The organism is Cyanobium sp. ATX 6A2 (assembly GCF_024346355.1).
In the GTDB taxonomy this organism is placed as follows: Bacteria; Cyanobacteriota; Cyanobacteriia; order PCC-6307; family Cyanobiaceae; genus NIES-981.
In genome coordinates this window covers 66,483-84,166 of the sequence record NZ_JAGQCU010000006.1, presented here as the reverse complement: position 1 = coordinate 84,166, position 17,684 = coordinate 66,483, and the positions used below count along the sequence as shown (strand labels likewise).

The following is a 17,684-nucleotide window of genomic DNA, read 5'->3' as shown; positions in this document are numbered from 1 at the left end:
TCAGTGCCCTCCTCCGGTTGCGAACGTGATTGTGGAACCGATCGTCTCGGCCGGGATGTGACGGTCCTGGTCGCGCACGGTGAGCAGGGCGTGCAGGAGGCCCTGCTCGAACAGATCGCCGTAGCGGATCTCGATTGCGGCCTGTACCCGCTCGCAGTGACGGATCGCTCGCTCACGGGCCCCTGGCACCTGGCCGTGGTAGTCGAAGCGCACCACCACCGGCACCGGCAGGCCCCTGGTGACATTCAGCCCCTTGAAGATCTTCACGCCCACATCCAGATCAGGGGCCCCCTCTTCGACGGTGTCCATGTAGGCGAAATAGGTGAGGTTGCGCAGATGGATCTCCTTGAAGCCGATGCCCACGCCGATGAAGCGCTCGGCATGGCCCTCGTCGCTGTAATGCCCACCGTGGTAGCGGCGCACGTAGTCGATCTGCGAGATGTTGTTCTCCAGTAGCCGGCTCACGAGCTTCACCATGCCGGGATCGGGGCTGGCGGCGGCGTTCTCCAGCACCATGGCGGCGATGCGCTCGCGGGCGGCATCGGGATCCAGGCCCCTGGTGGTGTCGTAGACATCGGCCGCATCCAGCCAGCGATCCAGATGGGTGCTGCCATCCATCCCGGGCACATGCACCCGGATGGCGTCGGTGTCGGTGTCGATCCCCATCAGCAGCAGATCCACCGAGGCGCCGCAGCAGAAGCTGTTCTCCACCGCCTCCTGAAAGTCATGCAGGCGGGCCAGGCCGCAGGAGGCCGCCAGGGTGTCGTCGCTGCCGTGGGCGGCACAGCCCTCGTGGCTGGGATCGAGGGAACTGAAGTGGTACAGCACCACCTTCAGGTAGCGGGTGGGCTCGTGGGCGGGGTTGGGCACCCCTTCCCGGTAGCGGTTGTGCTCGGTCTTCACCCAGCGGTTCACCGTGGTCTCCACGTCAAACAGGGCACCGGCGTGGGGACGGCGGCGCACCGAGCTGAAGGGCAGCCGCAGGGCATAGGCGATGGCATGGGCCAGCCGGCCATCGGCGCAGGGGGTGATGTCGAGCAGATGGAAGCCGCAGGAGAGCAGGAAGGCGTTGAAGGTGTCGGCTGGCTCCCGGCCGGGCTGGCCGCTGAGCGGATCGCTGGCAAAGAATTCGGCGCTGGTGTGTTCGTAGGCCTCGAACACACACCAGGCGAACAGGGTGCGCATGTCCAGCTGACTCACCCAGGCAGCCTCCAGTACCGGTGGCGGCAGTTCGTGTCCGAGTTCCGCCCGCGCCAGCTCCTGGGCGCGCTCCTCGAAGTGATCCTCGTGCTGGAGAGCGGCGATCTGCTTGAGCACGGGCACGATGCGATCAAAGCGGTGCTTCACCTGCTCGTCGTAGCCGCGCAGGGCGGCGTTGGCGGCCGCGTTCGTGAGCGGGTGGTGCTCCCTCCCCTCACCACCGAGCGCGTCGCGCCGGCTGATGGGCGGCCTGGCGCCGATCCCGTTGACCTGGGGGCGGCTGGCGCGGGCCCGCCGCAGGGGTTGGTTGCGCGCCGGCGTGAGAGGACTGAGGCTGCGGGCCTGCTGATAGGCGGCCCGCGCCCTTGTGCCGCGCAGCACCGGCGCGTCCGCACTGCCGTCCAGACTTGCGGCCCCATCCGTGGAGGCCTGAGCCGGATTGGTTTCGGCCGCAGCCCCAGGACGCCGACGGGGCGCCGTGGGTGCAAGGGGGCGGGTGGCTGCAGCCGGACGGCGGGTCATGCTCGGCTCAGCCGCGGGCGCCGCCGGAGACCGTGATCAGGGATCCGGTGCTGGTGTTGCCGCTGGAGCCGGTGACCCGGCTCACGGGTTCCGGCACGTCCTCGTTGCGCTTGGACTGGAAGCCGGGCACGGCAGTCATCGGGCCGGTGCGGCTGGGGTTGCGCCGGCGGGCTGACGCCCCCTCGGTGCCGGTGACGTGATCGCCCCGATCCCAGTCATTACCTGTGATCTTCAGGCCGCTGGAGATCCCTTCACCGGTGACCCGTGAGGTGGGCCGGCCAGGGGCGGCCTCCGCTTCGCCGCCCGTGGGCGTGGCCATGGCGATCGGACCACGGGAGATCCTGGCGGCACGGTGATCAAAGCGAAACTGCTCGGTGCCCGTCACCTTGCCGCCAGCCAGGTCGAAGGGGCCGGTGACCCGGTTGCCCTGTTCATAGCTGGTGCCGGTGACGCCACCCCCCCGCTCACGGGAGATCTGGGCGACCCGCGCCGGCGACTTCACACTGAAGTGCTGCCAGGGCTGACTGCCATCGAGCGACTGGGGGAAGTCGGCATCGCCGAGGGCTGCGGCACCGCAGGCCAGTTGCTGCTGGTCGGCGCCCACGTAGGGGGTTCCGCTCACGTTCTCGCAAGCGCCCCGTTCAGCACCGGTCATCACCCCGCCGATGCCGGGTTGGATGCCGCTCATGCGGCTGCCGCCCCGCACCGGTGTGCGTTCGCGGATGCTGCGCACAGCGCTGGTGCTGCAGTAATCGGAGGCCTGCTCCAGGCCGGCATAGGGAGTGCCGGTGACCACCTTGCAGGTGCCGGGTTCATCGCCGGTGACCTTGCTGCTGCGACCGGTGCGGGTGCCGCTCACCACCTGGGCCTTGTTGGTCACGCTGAAGCCCACCTTGGGGGCCTCGGGAGCCGGTTTGGCGCCGCAGAAACCTTCGTACTGCTGGCTGCCGATGTACTCGTCACCGGTGATGTTGCGGCAGCTGCCCGGCTCATTGCCGGTCACCCGCTCACTGCGGCCCACCGCGGTGCCGGTGACGCTGGTGCCGCGCAGGGTCTGCAGGGTCTCCACCTTTGCGGGCGCCTGGCCGGCGATCAGGGGATCAGCGCCGAGGTACTGATCCCCCGTGAGCTGCAGGCCGGAGCCGGGTTCATCCCCCGTGACCCGCGGCGAGCGGCCCACCATCACCCCCGACACCGCCTGACCGCCAAGGGTTTCGCTGCGGCCCACCTTGCGCGGCGGGGATGACACCGTGCCGCAATAGGTGGCCGACTGGTTGGCGGAGATGTATTCGGTGCCGGTGATCGTCTTGCAGGTGCCGGGCTCATCGCCGGTCACCTTGTCGGAGCGCCCCACCTCGTTGCCGGTGACCCGGTTGCCGTGGCTGGTGGCGCTGACGCGCACCTTGTCCGGCTGGCGGGCGGGAGCTTCGCTCTGGCAGAAGGTCTGGAACACTTCGGCGCCGAGGTATTCGGTGCCGGTGATCGGCCGACAGGTGGCGGCCTCGTTGCCGGTGGTCTTCAGCGAACGGTTGGCCTGGGTGCCGGTCACCACCTGACCACCTGTGGTTTCACTCACACCCACCTTCCAGTGGGCGTCTGCGGCGGCGGCCTGACGGGCGCCGTTGCGGTTGGGGCCGGTGGGCCGGACTGGGCCGCCGCGGGCGCTGCCGGCACTGCCCACCTTGCTTTTGAGCTCCCGCAGCTTCTGGCCCAGTTCCCGGGTGCTGAGGTCGGGGTGGTTCTGCCGGGCCACCGCAGCTGCGGCGCCATTGCCGGGCAGGGCAGCCGATTTGCCCCGTTTTGACAGGGCTTCCCGCCTGGCCATCACCAGGGAGCGACTGGGGTTGTGCCGGGCCGGGACCCGGCGCTGCTGGTTGCGCCGCTCGAGGCCGCTGTGGCCGCCATGGCTCAGCGATCCCAGGCTCAGCGTCGGGCGGGCTGTTTCGGCCTGGGAGGCGCTGGTGCCGGTCGTGGGCTGGGCGGCTGCAGCGGCGGGAGCTGCGGCCGGGGTGGGCGTGCGCACCACATCGGCGCGGTTGCGGTCCCGGGAGGTGTTGGCCCGCTTGCCGTTGCGGCTCATGGCTTCCCGCCGGGTCAGGGCCAGGTCGCGGCAGGGGTTGCTGACCCGCCGGACGTTGCTGCGGGGCTGGGGGCTGGGGGTGGCGGCCATGGCGCTCAGCGGTTGGGGAGCGCGGGCGCGTTCCGGTGAAGGACGGGAGGCGGCGGGGAGCGGCGACGGGCTTGCCGTCATCTCGGTGCGGCTGGCACGGGCATCGGCGGCGCTGCGCACCCTGCCGGCGGAGGAGCTGTAGCGGCTGACGGCCTTCTTGCCCGCTGTGGTGAGGGCCCGGCGGCGCTCGAGTGCTGCTTCACGGCTGGATGTGCTGGCCATGGGCGCCCGTCTGGTGGAGATCTGGTGGATGGGGAGGGGTCCCGGCCGAGGCCGGGACCCGGAGTGATCAGAGGCGGATCGGAGTGAAGATCCTGAGCCCTGGTTTCAGTGCTCAGCTCTGAGGGCTCAGCGGCCTTCGAACACCACGAAGCAGGAACCCTGGCTCTGGGTGTAGGCGTCGTATCCCACCAGGCGCACGTGGTGGTCGGGATAGGCGCGGTGGCAGGCCTCCAGCTCACTCACGATCACACCGAGATCCTTCTCACCGAAGAAGGGCAGCTTCCAGTACGACCAGTAGGTCGACATCGAGCGGCTGGGGTGAACGTGCTCAACCAGGGGCGTCCAACCCTGGGCGATGATGTAGGCGATCTGGTCGTAGATCTCGTCCTGGGTCATCGGCGGGAGGAAGCCGAAGGTCTCCAGGGTGGCGACTGTTTGATAGTCACCCACGGTGCTCTTGAAGGGCATGGGGATCCTTGAGGAATGGAATGAATGAAGCCGGATGTCTGTGGATCACCGCTGGCCGGGACGAGGCTCAACGCCGTCGTCCCGTTCCATTGGTGCAGGCGATCACTGCACGTCGAGCTTGTCGACGGTGTCGAATTCGAACTTGATCTCCTTCCAGGTTTCGAGGGCGATCGCCAGTTCGGGGCTGTGCTTCGCGGCTTCCATGAGGATGTCGCGTGACTCCTTCTCGATCTCTCGGCCGGCGTTGCGGGCCTTCACGCAGGCTTCCAGCGCCACCCGGTTGGCAGCGGCGCCGGCGGCGGAGCCCCAGGGGTGGCCGTGGGTGCCACCACCGAACTGGAGCACGGAATCGTCACCGAAGATCGCCACCAGGGCAGGCATGTGCCACACGTGGATGCCGCCGGAGGCGACGGCGAACACGCCGGGCATCGAGCCCCAGTCCTGATCGAAGAAGTTGCCGCGGCTGCGGTCTTCAGGCACGAACGACTCGCGCAGCTGATCGATGAAGCCCAGGGTGGTCTGACGATCCCCTTCCAGCTTGCCCACCACCGTGCCGGTGTGCAGCTGGTCGCCGCCGGAGAGGCGCAGGCACTTGGCCAGCACCCGGAAGTGGATGCCGTGCTTGGGATGGCGGTCGATCACCGCGTGCATGGCGCGGTGGATGTGCAGGAGCATGCCGTTCTTGCGGCACCACTTCGCCAGACCGGTGTTGGCGGTGAAGCCACCGGTGATGTAGTCATGCATGATGATCGGCTGTCCGAGTTCCTTGGCGAACTCGGCCCGCTCGTACATGTCCTCAGGAGTGGCGGCGGTGCAGTTGAGGTAGTGCCCCTTCTTCTCGCCGGTTTCCTGTTCAGCCAGCTTCACGGCTTCGGCCACGAACTCGAAACGGTTCTGCCAGCGCTGGAATGGCTGGGAGTTGATGTTCTCGTCGTCCTTGGTGAAGTCGAGACCACCGCGGAGGCACTCATACACAACCCGGCCGTAGTTCTTGCCGCTCAGGCCGAGCTTTGGCTTGATCGTGCAGCCCAGCAGCGGACGGCCGTACTTGTTCATGCGGTCGCGCTCGACGGCAATGCCGTTCGGCGGACCCATGCAGGTCTTGATGAAGGCCACGGGGAAGCGGATGTCCTCCAGGCGCAGGTGGCGCAGGGCCTTGAAGCCGAAGACGTTGCCCACCAGGGAGGTGAGCACGTTGGTGATCGAGCCTTCCTCGAACAGGTCGAGGGGGTAGGCGATGAAGGCATAGAAGGCTTCCTTGTCGCCAGGAACGTCTTCAATGCGGTAGCAGCGGCCCTTGTAGAAGTCGAGGTCGGTGAGGAGCTCGGACCACACAGTGGACCAGGTGCCGGTGGAGGATTCAGCAGCCACAGCGGCGGCGACCTCTTCCTTGGGCACACCTTCCTGGCCGGTGCACTTGAAGCAGGCCAGCAGGTCGGTGTCGAGGGGGACGTAATCAGGAGTCCAATACGTGTCGCGGTACTCCTTAACCCCGGCGTCGTACTTCTTGCTCATGGGGATGGTGCGATTGGGTCGGGAACGGGAATGACAGAGGGTCTGGCCTGAACGGGCGTTTCAGGCCCCGGCGGATTCAGGCCTCAGACGACTCAGTCCTTGGAACCGACGAAACCGGCGCTGCTGCCCAGGGCAGGCTCCACTTCGCGGTGAGGACGGGCAATGATGTGGGCGGCCACCAGGCCGTCGCCCACGCGCTCGCAGGCATCGGCGCCGGCGCGCACCGCGGCGTTCACGGCACCGGTTTCACCGCGTACCATCACGGTGACGTAGCCGCCACCGACGAACTCGCGGGCGATCAGGCGCACCTCGGCGGCCTTGGTCATGGCGTCGGCCGCTTCGATGGCCGGCACCAGACCGCGGGTTTCGATCATGCCGAGGGCGATGCCCATGGTTTCGTTAGCCATGTCCTGCTCCGGATGGAGGGGGGGAGGGGGTCGAGGTAACCCTCGGTCTCGGCGTGACCCCCCGTCAAGCCATGGGAGCTGTCAAGTCCATCACCGTTTTCGAGGTCATTGATAAGCAGAGCCGATCAGTGCCACACAAATCGTTAGCGAATGCTTGGGCGCCAGCGTGTGTGGGCCCTGAGACACAATGGCCTCCGTTGCAGGTTGCTGATGCCGGTGTTGGTCATCGCCAGTGGCAACCCCCACAAGGTGGCCGAGCTGGGAGCGATGTTTGAGGGTGTGAATCTCCAGGTGCGTCAGCAGCCCAGGGGCCTGGAGATCGAGGAGACGGGCCGTACCTACGCTGAAAACGCCCGGCTGAAGGCCGAAACCGTGGCTGCTCTCACGGGCCAGTGGGCCTTGGCCGACGACTCCGGCCTGGAGGTGGATGCCCTCGGCGGCGCCCCGGGCATTTATTCGGCTCGCTACGCCCCCAGCGACCGTGAACGCCTCCACCGGCTCCTCGCTGAACTGGGTGATTCGCTCTACCGCGGCGGCCGCTTCGTGACCGCCATGGCCCTGGCCGAACCCGGCGGCACCACGGTGCTGGAGTCGGAAGGGGTGTGCCATGGACTGGTGCTGCACGAACCCGATGGCGTCGGCGCCGGTTACGACCCGATCTTCCACGTGCGAGCGGCAGGCAGCAGCTACGCCCGCATGGGTCAGCACCTCAGAAACCGCCTCGGCAGTCGCGGCAAGGCCGCCCGCCAGCTGGCCCCCGGCCTGCGCCGCCTGCTGCACTTGGAGGGCTGAGCATCGGCTCAGCCCAGGGCGGTGGCGTTGATGTGGTGGATGGCTCGCATGGCCGCCGCCGCCGCTTCCTCCACGTCACCCTCGCGGCCTGCGAGGGTGAGTCGGCCGAAGGCACCCACCGCCTTCACATCCACCACCGTGATGTTGGAGGCCTTCTCGGCCTCGTTGGCGGCGATCAGCACGTAGCCGGCCGGCTCGGTCTCGAGGATGAACATGCTCATCCCCGCCTGGATCATCGAGCCCCTGCGGTTCTGCCGGTTGATCAGCACGGCGTGGTCGGGGGTGATCGCCCGGATGATCTCGGTCCAGCTCACCTCGCAGCGGCTGCGCTGCTGCACCGTGTTGCCGATCGCCTCGAGCACCACATCGCCCGAGTGGAGCACATTGCTCTGGTCGCGGTGGTAGAGCGCCAGGGAGCCGAAGGCCCTTTCCACGATCATCTGGCCGAGCCGCACCGTGCTGGCCTTGAGCGCGATGTCGGTGACACGGTGCACCGCCATCCCCGGCGCCACCTCCAGCCACAGGCAGGCGTCGCCGGGGATGGGCAGGAACCCCTGGCTCACGGTGCCCATGTAGGCGGCCAGCTGGGGCTGGAGCGAATCGAGGAACACATAGGTGCGCAGCTCGATCGACTGCACGTGGCTGTCCAGCCGCGCCAGCCGGATGCCCTCGCTGTCGGTGGTGATCACGCAGCTGGCCCCGTCGCTGCGGGCACCGATCACGGTGCCGGTGATCTGGGGTCCGCTGGAGAGGGAGGAACCAGACCGCTCCAGGCCCCTGCGCCGCCGGATCGCCAGGTCCTCTCGTGAACGGCTGGGCGAAGGCAAGTGGAGGGTGGCAGTGGGCGAGGGTGGGCGGAGTCAGTGGTGCCTGGGCAGACCTGCCCTGGCGCGGATCTTACCGTCCGACCTGGTTTCCCCCTTGCTCCTGCCGCCATAGCCGGTAGCGTCGCGGCAGCGGCTGGCGGAGCACCATGGTCACGCAAACCCTCCCCCACGACTTCGGTCTCCCGCCGATGGCCGACTGGCTTGCCGAGGCCAGTGCCCGTGGCATCAAGCCTGAACAGGCCCTGGCCCTGATCGGCTTCGGTCTGTTCCAGAGGCTGCGCAGTTCCGGCGACACCCCCGACTGGTTCTGGACTGAAGCCGAGGACGGCGGCAGTGCCGATCTCGCCTCCCTGCGCCAGCGGCTGGAGCTCACCCGCCTGGCGATTCAGACGGGCGCGCCCCTGAGCACCGCTGAGGTCACGGCTCTGCTGGGCGCCCGCCCGGGCAGCGCGGTGGTCGAGCGCGGTGGCCTGCGCGCCCGCCGCCTCAGCCGCAATGTCTGGAAGCTGAGCCAGGCTGAGGACTCCCACGACGGCGACGACGGCCGGGATGGAGGCTTTGGAGGTGGTTTCGGCAGTGGATTCCGTCGCCACCTCTGAGCCATAGCCTCTGATCGGATCCCTCTGGGACCTCCGCCTGGCGTTCAGCTCAGGCCCACCAGCTGCATGGAGGTGTCCCATACCTTGGCGGCGGTGTCGGGATTGCTGGCCTTCTCCGAGAGTTGCTGGCTGAACTGTTTGCCGTCTTTTTTCTGGCGGTTGCCCCAGCTCCAGTGCACCCCTGAGACGGCGAACTCAGGGTCAGCCACCACCTGGGCCACCCGCTCTCCGGCCAGGCTCTGGGTGACGTAGCCGCCGGTGATCGTCTTCTGGAACCAGGGGAACACCTTCTGGAAGAGCCGCGGGGTGTTGCGGAACAGGGGTGAGTCGGCCACGCAGCCGGGATACAGGGAGCTGAACACGATGCCCGTGCCCCCATGCAGCCGGCGGTGAAGCTCCTGGCTGGTGATCATGTTGCAGAGCTTGCTGTCCTTGTAGGCCTTGCCGGGCTTGAACGGCTTGCCGTCGGCCATGGCGATCGGGGCGTGGAAGCCGGCGGCGAAGCCACTGAGATCACCCAGGTCCGCCGGAGCGGGGATGGGGATCTTGCCGCCCAGTTCCTTGGAATTGGCCGTCACGGTGCCCAGGATCACCAGCCGCCTGGAGGGATGGCTGGATTGCTGCAGTTTCGGCAGCAGCATCTGGATCAACAGGAAGTGCCCCAGGTGGTTGGTGGCCATCGAGAGCTCATAGCCCTGGGGAGAGCGCTCGGGCTGTTTCAGCCGCGGTTTGTACACCGCTGCGTTCACCACCAGGGCATCGAGGTCGCCGCCGATCGAGTCGACCAGGGTTTCCACCCCGGCGCGCACGCTGTCGAGATCGCCCAGATCGATGCGCAGATGGTGCAGCTGGCTGTGGGGAATGCCGAGGCTGTCGGCGGCCGCTCCGGCCCTCACCGGGTCGCGGTTGGCCGTGATCACGGTCCAGCCCCGTGCCGTCAGGGCCCTGGTGGCATGGAGCCCGACCCCCGAGGTGGTGCCGGTGATCAGCACCGTGCCTGGGGAAGCTTCACCGGAAGCGGATGGGGCCATGGAGCGCGGAGCGTTGAGGCTGCAGCCCAACCTACGGAGGAGCCGTGGTCAACTCCGCCTGCAACGGGCTCCGCTCAACACAGAGAAAGACGTTGGCTCCCTCCCCCCCTCGACCGTCAGTCCGCCTCGCCGGGATCCTGGACGGGCTGGGCTGCGACGGCAGGGGACGCTTCGACAGCGGGCTGCTTCCACACCACCCGCAGGCGGTCTGGGGCGATCCACTGATTCTGCTCGCGGATCAGGCGCTGTTCTCCGTCCACGGTGAACAGCGCATCGAAGCGATCCCGCGCCCGGGCCAGCTTGCCCTGCTCGAGCTGGAGCACTGCCGCCAGCTCGCCCTGGCGATCCATGCGCTCCTGGTAGGCGCCGGCCAGCCGCACCAGGCTGATGCCCGCCACCGCCACCAGCCCCAGCTTCACCGTGAGACCGATCAGGCTGCAGATCAGGTCGCGGCGCTCGCTGGAGAGACTGGCGGCGGCCCCGGCTTCAATCAGAGCGGGGCGAGCCGTGAGGGCGGGACTCGCCGGCTCGCTGGAGCCCGCCGGCCAGGGTTGGACCGGGGAGGCAGGGGCCCCGGTGGAGGATCGCCGTTGAGTGGCCCGCAAGGCACTGGAAGACGGAGTTCCCCACGCTTCTAGCGCTCCGGGGCGGCTCTGCCAAGGGGACCGCGCCTGATGCAGGAGCGTGATCAGGCCTTGAACAGGCTGACGCTCAGGCGCACCGCCAGCACCCCGGCGTGGGCAGCGACCACCAGGGCGATCAGAATCTGGGTCTGGCTGAGGGTGGAGACCATGGGGGGCGATGAACAGGAGACCGGCACCATTCTTCGGCCCCACCCCGCTACGGTCCACCTCCGGCTGCGGCCCTGTCACAGCTCTTGATGCTGTGGCAGGGCCTGGGTCTCCAGTCCCTGCAGGTCCCATCCCGCACTGCCCTCCTCCCGTTTTGCCATCCGTCCGCCGTGTCCGCTGAATGCGACCCGTCCTCTGCGGATCGATCCCTGCGTGTTCCCGCCGCGGCGATCCGCAGCCTCGATCTCTCCCCCCTGGCCGGCTGGGCCGCCCTGGCACCGGCTGATCTGCTGAACGCCGCCGGCACACTGGAGCTTCAGTACGACTGGCCGCGGGCGGATGACGATCCCCGCGAACTCTCCGAGATCCCGGAACCGCGCCTCTGGACCCTGCGGGCCGATGCGCACCACCCCTGGCTGCCGTTGCTGATCGAGCGGAGCAGCGGGCAGCTCACCCGCCATGTGGCCATGCTCCTGCCCCATGGCTTCAGCCGCAGCGAAGGCATCCGTTTCGCTCCCGAGGCCCTGGAGCTGTGGCTCACCCACCGCCTCTACCTGCTGGATCACTGGTCTGCCGGGAACGGCCTCAACTGCCGCCAGGGACTGGCGCAGATGGCGGCAGTGCTGGGCCTGGAGCTGGATGCCAGTTTCTGGCAGCAGCTCGATGGGCCCGATGGCTGAAGGCCAACCCGCGGGCCCGCCGCACAGCTGGACGCGCGTGCTGCCGCTGGCCTGCCTCGGGGGCAGCTGGCAGATGGCCATCGATGCCTGGCTGCTGGAGCAGGGACAGCCGGCGCTGCGGCTCTACCGCTGGCCGCGGCCCTGCCTTTCGGTGGGGCGTCACCAGAGGCGCCTGCCAGCGCATTGGCTGGAGCTGGCCGCCAGGGGCGCCATCGAGCTGGTGCGCCGGCCCACGGGCGGTGCCGCAGTGCTGCATGGTGGTGATCTCGCCTATGCCCTGGTCTGGCCAGACCCTCCTCCGAACCGCCCCCAGGCCTATCGCCAGGCCTGCCGCTGGTTGCAGGTGGCCTTTGAGTCCTTCGGCCAGCCCCTGCGGTTCGGCGATCAGCCCGCCACCCTGGCGGCGGCAAGCTGCTTCGCCACCTCCACGGCGGCCGACCTGGTGCAGGGCAGTGGCAGCAAGCGCATCGGCAGCGCCCAGCTCTGGCGGGCGGGCTGCCTGTTGCAGCACGGGTCGATTCAGCTGGCTCCCGATCCCGGGCTCTGGCTGCAGCTGTTCGGCAGCCTGCCGCCTGAGTGGCCGACGCTGCCGGGCGGGGAAGCCCAGATCGAAGCCGCGCTGATGGCGGCGGCAGCCCGCTGGTTACCCCTGCCGCCCCTGCGCCAGCAGCCCTGCAGCGCCGCCGAGCTGGCGGCCATCGCCGCCGGGCTGGCTCAGACGCGTGTCGTACCCGCTGTGCTTGCGTCGCCTGCGGCCGGTGCCTCCTGCACTTCGCCGGAGGCCAGCATGGAGCGCACCACCTGCGGCAGGGCCAAGCCCAGGGGGTAGGTGTTGTGACGGCGGGCCGTCTCCAGCAGCGGGGCCGGCAGCTTGAGGCCCAGCTTGCCCAGCACCGCTTCACCGAGCCCGGGGCGATCGATGGTGCCGCTGGGCAGCCCGGCCGGACTCAGCACCAGCAGGCGGTCGCTGTTGTTGTCCTCCAGTCGCTGCACGGCCTGCCACAGCGGGGCGTCATCGGTGATCGAAGTGAGACTGTCGAGGGGCTTGAGGTGATCGCCCACCCGGTCATGGTCCCAGCGCTGCACCGGCAGGTCCTGCAGGGCGGTGTCGTCGATCAGCCCCCGCCAGCGCCCCTGGTCGCACACCAACAGCCAGTCGGCCGGGCCCACCGGGCTCGGTTCCTTGATGCGGGCGTAGCTGAGCTGGCGCAGGCTGTCGCTGGCTTCCAGCACCCGGAAGCGGCGGCCGGCCGCATCCTTCACCTGCAGGCTGGTGAGGGCGCTCTGGAGGCTCAGCAGTTGCTGCTGATTGCGCACCGCCCCGAGGCCGAACCAGCCCAGCAGGATCAGCCAGGCTCCGCTCAGGCCGCCACCGCGCAGCAGCACCAGGGTGCCCATGCCGATGGCCAGGTAGGCCAGCAGACGGCCGCTGGCGTTGGCCACCTCCACCCCCCGCCGCTGGCTGCCGCTGATCTGCCACACCAGCGCCTTGACGATCAGGCCGCCGTCGAGGGGGAGTCCGGGCAGCAGGTTGAACAGGGCCAGGATGAGGTTGAGGGTGCCCAGTTCCCTCACCATCGCCCCGAGCAGTGGCGAGAGGTGGGCGGCTGCATGGGTGCTGGCCAGCAGGCCGATCCCGAGGGCCAGGCTCACCGCCGGCCCCGCCGCCGCCACCAGCAGGGCGCCGATGGCCGTGCTGGATTCCCGCTCCACGCTGGCCACACCGCCGAGCAGGAACAGGGTGATGCTGCGCACCTTCACCCCCTGGCTGAGGGCCACCAGCGAATGGCCCAGTTCATGCAGCAGCACGGACACGAACAGGAGCACGGCCGTGGCCAGCCCCAGGGCCCAGAGCGCGGCCGTGCCGCCTCCGGCTGGCAGGTCGGCCGCGTCCAGGTTGAGGCTGTAGTACTGCTGGAAGGCCAGGGTGGCCACTGCCAGGATCACGAACCAGCTGGGATGGATGCGCAGGGGGATGCCGCGGATCTTGAACAGTTGCCAGCCTTCTCCCACGCGGTGCCCCTTGATGCTTGGCGGTGTTGACGATGGGCGGTGGTTCCCCGTGCAGGGCGATCCATCCGCACACTGATCCTAGAAACGGCACGCAGTGCCCACGAACTCTGGTGCCCACCTCGCCCCTGCTGAAGATCTGCGGCCTGCGCCAACCGCTTCAGGCGGCTGAGGTGGCCGCTCTCGGTGTCGATGCCATCGGCGTGATCGCCGTGGCCAGCTCCCCTCGGTACCTGGCCGGGCAAGATCGGCCGGGGCTGTTCGCGGCGGTGCAGGCGGCGGCACCGGCCTGCCAGCGGGTGCTGGTGGTGGCCGATCCCGGTGCCGAGCTGTTGCCGGAACTGGATCCGGCCCGCGGGCATCAGGTGATTCAGCTGCACGGCGAGGAATCGCCCCACACCTGCCGCCACCTGCGGCAGCGGCTGGGCTGCCAGGTGTGGAAAGCGCTGCGCCTGCGCAGCCCCGGGGATCTGCAGCGGGCCGAGGCCTATGCCGATGCCGTGGACGCACTGTTGCTTGACGCCTGGGTTCCCGACCAGCTCGGCGGCACTGGCCATGCCGTGCCGCTTGAGTGGTTGCAGGGCTGGCAGGCGCCGCTGCCCTGGTGGCTGGCTGGAGGCGTGCGGGCCGACCGGGTGGCCGCACTGCTGCAGCGGGTGCAGCCAACCGGATTGGATGTCTCCAGCGGGGTGGAGCGCAGCCCGGGCGACAAGGATCTGGAGCGGGTGCGTGAGCTGCTCGCATGCCTGCCGAGGCGCGAGCCGCAGGAGATCAGGTGGTGAGCAGGGCGGTCTGTTGCTTCACCAGTTCGAAGAATTCGGCCTTGAGGCTGGGATCGCGGCGGAAATCGCCTCGCACCACCGAATTCACCATGCTGGTTTGGGGTTCCTTCACCCCACGCCACTTCATGCAGTAGTGCTGGGCTTTCACCAGGATGGCGAGACCCTGGGGCTCACACAGCCTCTCAATCTCATCGGCCAGGATCATCACGGCCTCTTCCTGGATGTGGGGCCTGGAGAATACCCAGTCGGCCACACGGGTGAATTTGGAAAGGCCTATTACCCGGGAGCCTGGCTTGATGCCGATCCAGCAGTTGCCGAGGATGGGCACCAGGTGGTGAGAGCAGGCAGAACGCACGGTGATCGGCCCCACAGTGTAGATCTCGTCAAGCTTTTTTACGTTGGGGAAGCTTGCAATCTTGGGCTGTTCGTGGTAGCGACCCTTGAAAACCTCATGGAGGTACATCCGCGCAACCCGCTCGGCCGTCTCCTCGGTGTTGTGGTCGTTGTCGATGTCGATCACGAGGCTGCGCAGCAGCTCCCGCACCTTGCCGGCCACCTCGATCTCCAGCTGGTCGAGCTCGCCGTCAAGCAGGTGATCGGCAATGTTGTCGTTGGCGAGGTAGGGAACATCAGCCGCGTCAAGCCGATCGCGGATGCGCAGGCTCACAGGACGGGGAGCAGCGTCGGGCATGGTTTCAGCGGAGCTGAAACTGGAGGGGAGGATGGACGTCATGATAGAACTCAGAGCGCGCCAGCGGCGGGCATGAGGGTGAGATCTTCCACCACCTGAGTGGCGGGTTGTTCAGCCAGGAAGAGCAGGGCATCGGCAACTCGCCCCGCATCAAGCATGGCATGCCGATCAAAGGAACTGTCGACTGTTTCGCTATCCCAGAGGGGCGTATTTACCGCACCGAGGGTGAGGGTACTCACGCGGATGCCGTGGCTGCGTTCCTCAGCCGCCAGACAGCGGCTGAAGGACGACAGCGCAGCCTTGCTGACGCAATAGGCTCCCCAGTTGGGAAAAGCGTTGTGAGCGGCGTGGCTGCTCACATTGATGATGTGCCCGCCACCCTGGGTCCGCAGACTTGGGATCAGGGCTTGGCACACCTGAAACACAGCCGTGAGGTTGAGCTGCATGAGGGTGAGCCACTGGCCGAGTGGCATCGCCGCCAGGCTTCCGGTGTAGGCCATGCCGGCGTTGTTGATCACCACGTTCGGCGTGCCACCCTGCCGAACAAGGGAGAGCAGCGCTGGTTGGACGGCTTCGGGATCACTGAGGTCGGCACCGACACCTGCGACAGCACAGCCGCTGGTGGTGAGGTCGTCGCAGAGCTGGGTGAGGTCGCTGGAGGGCCTGGCGAGGAGCATGAGCTGATAGCCGGCAGTCGCGAAGCGACGAGCCGTGGCGGCACCGATACCTCGTGAGGCTCCAGTGATCAGGGCGGTGGGCAAACGGAATCGGGCGGAAAGCAGGAACCGCGCAAGGCGCTGATCCCAGTGAGAACCTTAAGAGGTGAGGGCGGTGTCTGGGGTTGCCTCCTCAGCGAATCGACCGATGCGCCGGTATTTCTGATAGCGGCCTTCGAGCAGTTCCGTCTCACTGCAGCGGTCCAGCTGCTCCAGCTGCTCCAGCAGGGCGGTCTTGAGGGTATCGGCGGCATCCAGGGGTGCCCAGTGATTGCCACCGGAGGGTTCGGGCAGCACCTGATCCACGATTCCCAGCTGCAGAAGGTCGGCGCCGGTGATCTTCAGGGCCTCGGCCGCCACCGAGGCCTGGGCGGCATCCCGCCAGAGGATCGAGGCGCAGGCTTCCGGGCTGGCCACCGTGTACACGCTGTGCTCAAACATCAGCAGCCGGTCGGCCACGCCGATGCCCAGGGCTCCTCCGGAGCCCCCTTCGCCGATCACCGTGGCCACGATCGGCACCCGAAGCCGGAACATCTCGCGCAGGTTCTTGGCGATGGCCTCACCTTGCCCCTGCTCCTCAGCCAGCACACCGGCGTAGGCACCAGGGGTGTCAATGAAGCTGAAGATCGGCAGCCGGAAGCGTTCGGCATGGTCCATCAGCCGCATCGCCTTGCGGTATCCCCCGGGGGAGGCCATGCCGAAGTTGCGAGCCACGTTCTCCTTGGTGTCTCGGCCCTTCTGATGGCCAAGCAGCATCACGCCGCGCTCACCGATCCGGCCGATGCCTCCCACCAGGGCCTGATCGTCACCGCCGCAGCGATCGCCGTGCAGTTCGATGAACTCATCGCAGATCACCTGGATGTAATCCAGGGTGCTGGGCCTCTGGGGATGGCGCGCCACCTGGATCTTCTGGGAGGGGCTGAGCGAGTCGAAGATCTCCTTGCGCCGCCGCGTGGCCAGGGTCTCCAGTTGCAGCAGCTGCTGGCTCACATCCACTTCGGAGTCGCGGGCGAGCTGGCGGATCTGCTCGATCTGCTCCTCCAGTTCCACGAGTGGCTTTTCAAAATCCAGCAGGGCGCGACGTGCCATGGCGTGGAAGCAGGCGGGAGAACGGGTTGTGTGGCGCTGGGGCGGCCGGGGCTGAGGGCCTCAGGCGCCGGCGAGCACCGGCGCTGAGTGATCGGCCGGCTCCAGCTCCAACACCTTGAAACCATGGCGCAGGGAGGCTGCACCGATCCGGTCCATGGCCTCGAGGCTGATGTTGTTGCGGCCCCAGCTGAAATTGGTGTGGATCTTCTCGAAGTCGAGGAGGATGGCCTCGGCGAAGCAGGCAAACATCTGCCGCTGGGGAACAGCCATCTCGGCCAGCTCCATCATCTGCCAGCCGATGTCCTGCCAGAACTCCACAATGCCGCCCTTGAGCACATGCACACCCGGTGCGGCGGCCTTGGTATCCAGATTCTTGGGGTAACCGCCGTCGATCATCAGGCAGGGCTTGGGCAGCCTGGCGCTGTCGATCTCCAGGCTCTGGGGCAGGCTGGCGACCCACACCACCACGTCGGCCTCAGCCAGCGCCTCATCGAGGCCCAGAACACGCCCTTCGCCCAGGCTTTCGCGCAGTTCGGCCAGGGGCTGGGGCCGCCGCGCCACCAGCAGCAGTTCGCCCACCCCCCGGCGCTGCAGCCAGCGGCACACGGCGCTGCCGATGTCACCGGTGGCACCCACCACAGCCACCCTGGCCCGGGCGAGCTCGATGCCAAGCCGGGGAGCATTGGTTTCAACCTGCTGGCAGATCACCCAGGCGGTGTGGGTGTTGCCCGTGGTGAACCGCTGCCAGTCGAGTTCCACGGCACTCACCCGCTGTTCGCGCAGCAGGTTCATGTCCTCAAAAATGATTGAGGTGAACCCCCCCAGTGCTGTGATGTCGATGCCGGAGCGCTGAGCCAGTTCCATGGCCTTGAGCACCTTGCGCTTGGCCGTCTTGAACCGCCGCAGCATCTCGGGCACAAACACCGAATCGATGTAGGCGCCCTGGATGGTCTGGCCCGTGCGGCTGGTGATCTCGATGCGCTCCACCAGCTGGGGCGGTGCTGCACACCACATGTCGAGGTCGCCGTCGGCGAAGGCGTCGAATCCCAGGGTCCGGGCCTTGTAGCGGGCCTCCTCAAAACTGGTGGAGTGACCGATCAGCCCGAACATGCGGCAGGTTGGCAGGTGTGGCGGACGCTACATCCTCCCACGGCCTGCCAGCCAAACCAGGC

19 protein-coding genes are annotated in these 17,684 nt (G+C 67.9%); 5 read left to right on the top strand and 14 right to left on the bottom strand.

Going from position 1 to position 17,684, the window contains the following annotated elements:
• The 5 genes from KBY96_RS07540 to KBY96_RS07520 all read right to left on the bottom strand — a co-directional run bounded on the left by KBY96_RS07540 (position 1) and on the right by KBY96_RS07520 (position 6,504).
• Positions 1-1,722 (bottom strand): carboxysome shell carbonic anhydrase, encoded by a 1,722-nt coding sequence (locus KBY96_RS07540; RefSeq protein WP_254978743.1) that lies wholly within the window; start codon positions 1,720-1,722, stop codon positions 1-3.
• Between the two features lie 7 nt (positions 1,723-1,729).
• A complete protein-coding gene (locus KBY96_RS07535) occupies positions 1,730-4,114 on the bottom strand; it encodes a CsoS2 family carboxysome shell protein (RefSeq protein WP_254978742.1) in 2,385 nt (794 codons plus the stop codon).
• A gap of 126 nt (positions 4,115-4,240) precedes the next feature.
• Entirely contained in the window at positions 4,241-4,582 is a 342-nt protein-coding gene (locus KBY96_RS07530) for a ribulose bisphosphate carboxylase small subunit (protein ID WP_254978741.1), read from the bottom strand.
• Between the two features lie 102 nt (positions 4,583-4,684).
• Complete coding sequence (locus KBY96_RS07525) at positions 4,685-6,097, bottom strand: form I ribulose bisphosphate carboxylase large subunit (protein WP_254978740.1); 1,413 nt, start codon at positions 6,095-6,097, stop codon at positions 4,685-4,687.
• Between the two features lie 92 nt (positions 6,098-6,189).
• The gene (locus KBY96_RS07520; protein WP_254978739.1) at positions 6,190-6,504 is read right to left on the bottom strand and encodes a BMC domain-containing protein; all 315 of its coding nucleotides are present in this window, start codon (positions 6,502-6,504) and stop codon (positions 6,190-6,192) included.
• Between the two features lie 210 nt (positions 6,505-6,714).
• Here KBY96_RS07520 and KBY96_RS07515 point away from each other — a divergent pair, with 210 nt between their 5' ends.
• Entirely contained in the window at positions 6,715-7,296 is a 582-nt protein-coding gene (locus KBY96_RS07515; protein ID WP_254978738.1) for a non-canonical purine NTP pyrophosphatase, read from the top strand.
• 8 nt (positions 7,297-7,304) lie between these two features.
• Here the strand turns inward: KBY96_RS07515 and KBY96_RS07510 are convergent, their stop codons facing one another.
• Positions 7,305-8,087: a BMC domain-containing protein gene (locus KBY96_RS07510; RefSeq protein WP_254978836.1), complete on the bottom strand. Its 783-nt coding sequence runs from the start codon at positions 8,085-8,087 to the stop codon at positions 7,305-7,307.
• Between the two features lie 224 nt (positions 8,088-8,311).
• On the opposite strand from KBY96_RS07510, the gene KBY96_RS07505 reads away from it, so the two are divergent.
• Positions 8,312-8,722 carry a hypothetical protein gene (locus KBY96_RS07505; RefSeq protein WP_254978835.1) on the top strand — a complete coding sequence of 137 codons (411 nt, stop codon included), beginning with the start codon at positions 8,312-8,314 and terminating at the stop codon, positions 8,720-8,722.
• A gap of 44 nt (positions 8,723-8,766) precedes the next feature.
• Here KBY96_RS07505 and KBY96_RS07500 read toward each other — a convergent pair whose 3' ends face one another.
• The 3 genes from KBY96_RS07500 to psaM all read right to left on the bottom strand — a co-directional run bounded on the left by KBY96_RS07500 (position 8,767) and on the right by psaM (position 10,546).
• On the bottom strand, positions 8,767-9,753 hold the full coding sequence (locus KBY96_RS07500) for a protochlorophyllide reductase (protein ID WP_254978737.1): 987 nt from the start codon (positions 9,751-9,753) through the stop codon (positions 8,767-8,769).
• A 116-nt stretch (positions 9,754-9,869) separates the two neighbouring features.
• Positions 9,870-10,358, bottom strand: coding sequence for a hypothetical protein (locus KBY96_RS07495; RefSeq protein WP_254978736.1), 489 nt, complete (start codon positions 10,356-10,358; stop codon positions 9,870-9,872).
• A gap of 83 nt (positions 10,359-10,441) precedes the next feature.
• Entirely contained in the window at positions 10,442-10,546 is a 105-nt protein-coding gene (gene psaM, locus KBY96_RS07490; protein WP_254978735.1) for a photosystem I reaction center subunit XII, read from the bottom strand.
• Positions 10,547-10,714: 168 nt separating this feature from the next.
• On the opposite strand from psaM, the gene KBY96_RS07485 reads away from it, so the two are divergent.
• Complete coding sequence (locus KBY96_RS07485) at positions 10,715-11,224, top strand: CRR6 family NdhI maturation factor (protein WP_396122295.1); 510 nt, start codon at positions 10,715-10,717, stop codon at positions 11,222-11,224.
• Positions 11,217-12,053, top strand: a complete 837-nt coding sequence (locus KBY96_RS07480; RefSeq protein ID WP_254978734.1) for a lipoate--protein ligase family protein — start codon at positions 11,217-11,219, stop codon at positions 12,051-12,053. The genes KBY96_RS07485 and KBY96_RS07480 overlap by 8 nt, the downstream gene beginning before the upstream one ends.
• Here KBY96_RS07480 and KBY96_RS07475 read toward each other — a convergent pair.
• Positions 11,939-13,237: a site-2 protease family protein gene (locus tag KBY96_RS07475; RefSeq protein ID WP_254978733.1), complete on the bottom strand. Its 1,299-nt coding sequence runs from the start codon at positions 13,235-13,237 to the stop codon at positions 11,939-11,941. The genes KBY96_RS07480 and KBY96_RS07475 overlap by 115 nt on opposite strands.
• 110 nt (positions 13,238-13,347) lie before the next feature.
• On the opposite strand from KBY96_RS07475, the gene KBY96_RS07470 reads away from it, so the two are divergent.
• Complete coding sequence (locus tag KBY96_RS07470; protein WP_254978732.1) at positions 13,348-14,016, top strand: phosphoribosylanthranilate isomerase; 669 nt, start codon at positions 13,348-13,350, stop codon at positions 14,014-14,016.
• Here KBY96_RS07470 and folE read toward each other — a convergent pair.
• The 4 genes from folE to KBY96_RS07450 are packed head-to-tail and all read right to left on the bottom strand — an operon-like array spanning position 14,006 to position 17,622.
• A complete protein-coding gene (gene folE, locus KBY96_RS07465) occupies positions 14,006-14,749 on the bottom strand; it encodes a GTP cyclohydrolase I (protein ID WP_396122294.1) in 744 nt (247 codons plus the stop codon). The two genes, KBY96_RS07470 and folE, sit on opposite strands and share 11 nt — an antisense overlap.
• Before the next feature lie 8 nt (positions 14,750-14,757).
• Positions 14,758-15,468, bottom strand: a complete 711-nt coding sequence (locus KBY96_RS07460; RefSeq protein WP_254978731.1) for an SDR family oxidoreductase — start codon at positions 15,466-15,468, stop codon at positions 14,758-14,760.
• 54 nt (positions 15,469-15,522) lie between these two features.
• Entirely contained in the window at positions 15,523-16,512 is a 990-nt protein-coding gene (locus KBY96_RS07455; protein ID WP_254978730.1) for an acetyl-CoA carboxylase carboxyltransferase subunit alpha, read from the bottom strand.
• A gap of 60 nt (positions 16,513-16,572) precedes the next feature.
• Positions 16,573-17,622, bottom strand: a complete 1,050-nt coding sequence (locus KBY96_RS07450; RefSeq protein ID WP_254978729.1) for a long-chain acyl-[acyl-carrier-protein] reductase — start codon at positions 17,620-17,622, stop codon at positions 16,573-16,575.
• Positions 17,623-17,684 lie beyond the last annotated feature (62 nt).

What these genes read in the sequence shown, in the direction of transcription:
- KBY96_RS07540 (WP_254978743.1), bottom strand. Translation starts at nt 1,722, where the DNA reads ATGACCCGCCGTCCGGCTGCAGCCACCCGCCCCCTTGCACCCACGGCG.
- KBY96_RS07535 (WP_254978742.1), bottom strand. Translation starts at nt 4,114, where the DNA reads ATGGCCAGCACATCCAGCCGTGAAGCAGCACTCGAGCGCCGCCGGGCC.
- KBY96_RS07530 (WP_254978741.1), bottom strand. Translation starts at nt 4,582, where the DNA reads ATGCCCTTCAAGAGCACCGTGGGTGACTATCAAACAGTCGCCACCCTG.
- KBY96_RS07525 (WP_254978740.1), bottom strand. Translation starts at nt 6,097, where the DNA reads ATGAGCAAGAAGTACGACGCCGGGGTTAAGGAGTACCGCGACACGTAT.
- KBY96_RS07520 (WP_254978739.1), bottom strand. Translation starts at nt 6,504, where the DNA reads ATGGCTAACGAAACCATGGGCATCGCCCTCGGCATGATCGAAACCCGC.
- KBY96_RS07515 (WP_254978738.1), top strand. Translation starts at nt 6,715, where the DNA reads ATGCCGGTGTTGGTCATCGCCAGTGGCAACCCCCACAAGGTGGCCGAG.
- KBY96_RS07505 (WP_254978835.1), top strand. Translation starts at nt 8,312, where the DNA reads ATGGCCGACTGGCTTGCCGAGGCCAGTGCCCGTGGCATCAAGCCTGAA.
- KBY96_RS07500 (WP_254978737.1), bottom strand. Translation starts at nt 9,753, where the DNA reads ATGGCCCCATCCGCTTCCGGTGAAGCTTCCCCAGGCACGGTGCTGATC.
- psaM (WP_254978735.1), bottom strand. Translation starts at nt 10,546, where the DNA reads ATGGTCTCCACCCTCAGCCAGACCCAGATTCTGATCGCCCTGGTGGTC.
- KBY96_RS07480 (WP_254978734.1), top strand. Translation starts at nt 11,217, where the DNA reads ATGGCTGAAGGCCAACCCGCGGGCCCGCCGCACAGCTGGACGCGCGTG.
- folE (WP_396122294.1), bottom strand. Translation starts at nt 14,749, where the DNA reads ATGACGTCCATCCTCCCCTCCAGTTTCAGCTCCGCTGAAACCATGCCC.
- KBY96_RS07455 (WP_254978730.1), bottom strand. Translation starts at nt 16,512, where the DNA reads ATGGCACGTCGCGCCCTGCTGGATTTTGAAAAGCCACTCGTGGAACTG.
- KBY96_RS07450 (WP_254978729.1), bottom strand. Translation starts at nt 17,622, where the DNA reads ATGTTCGGGCTGATCGGTCACTCCACCAGTTTTGAGGAGGCCCGCTAC.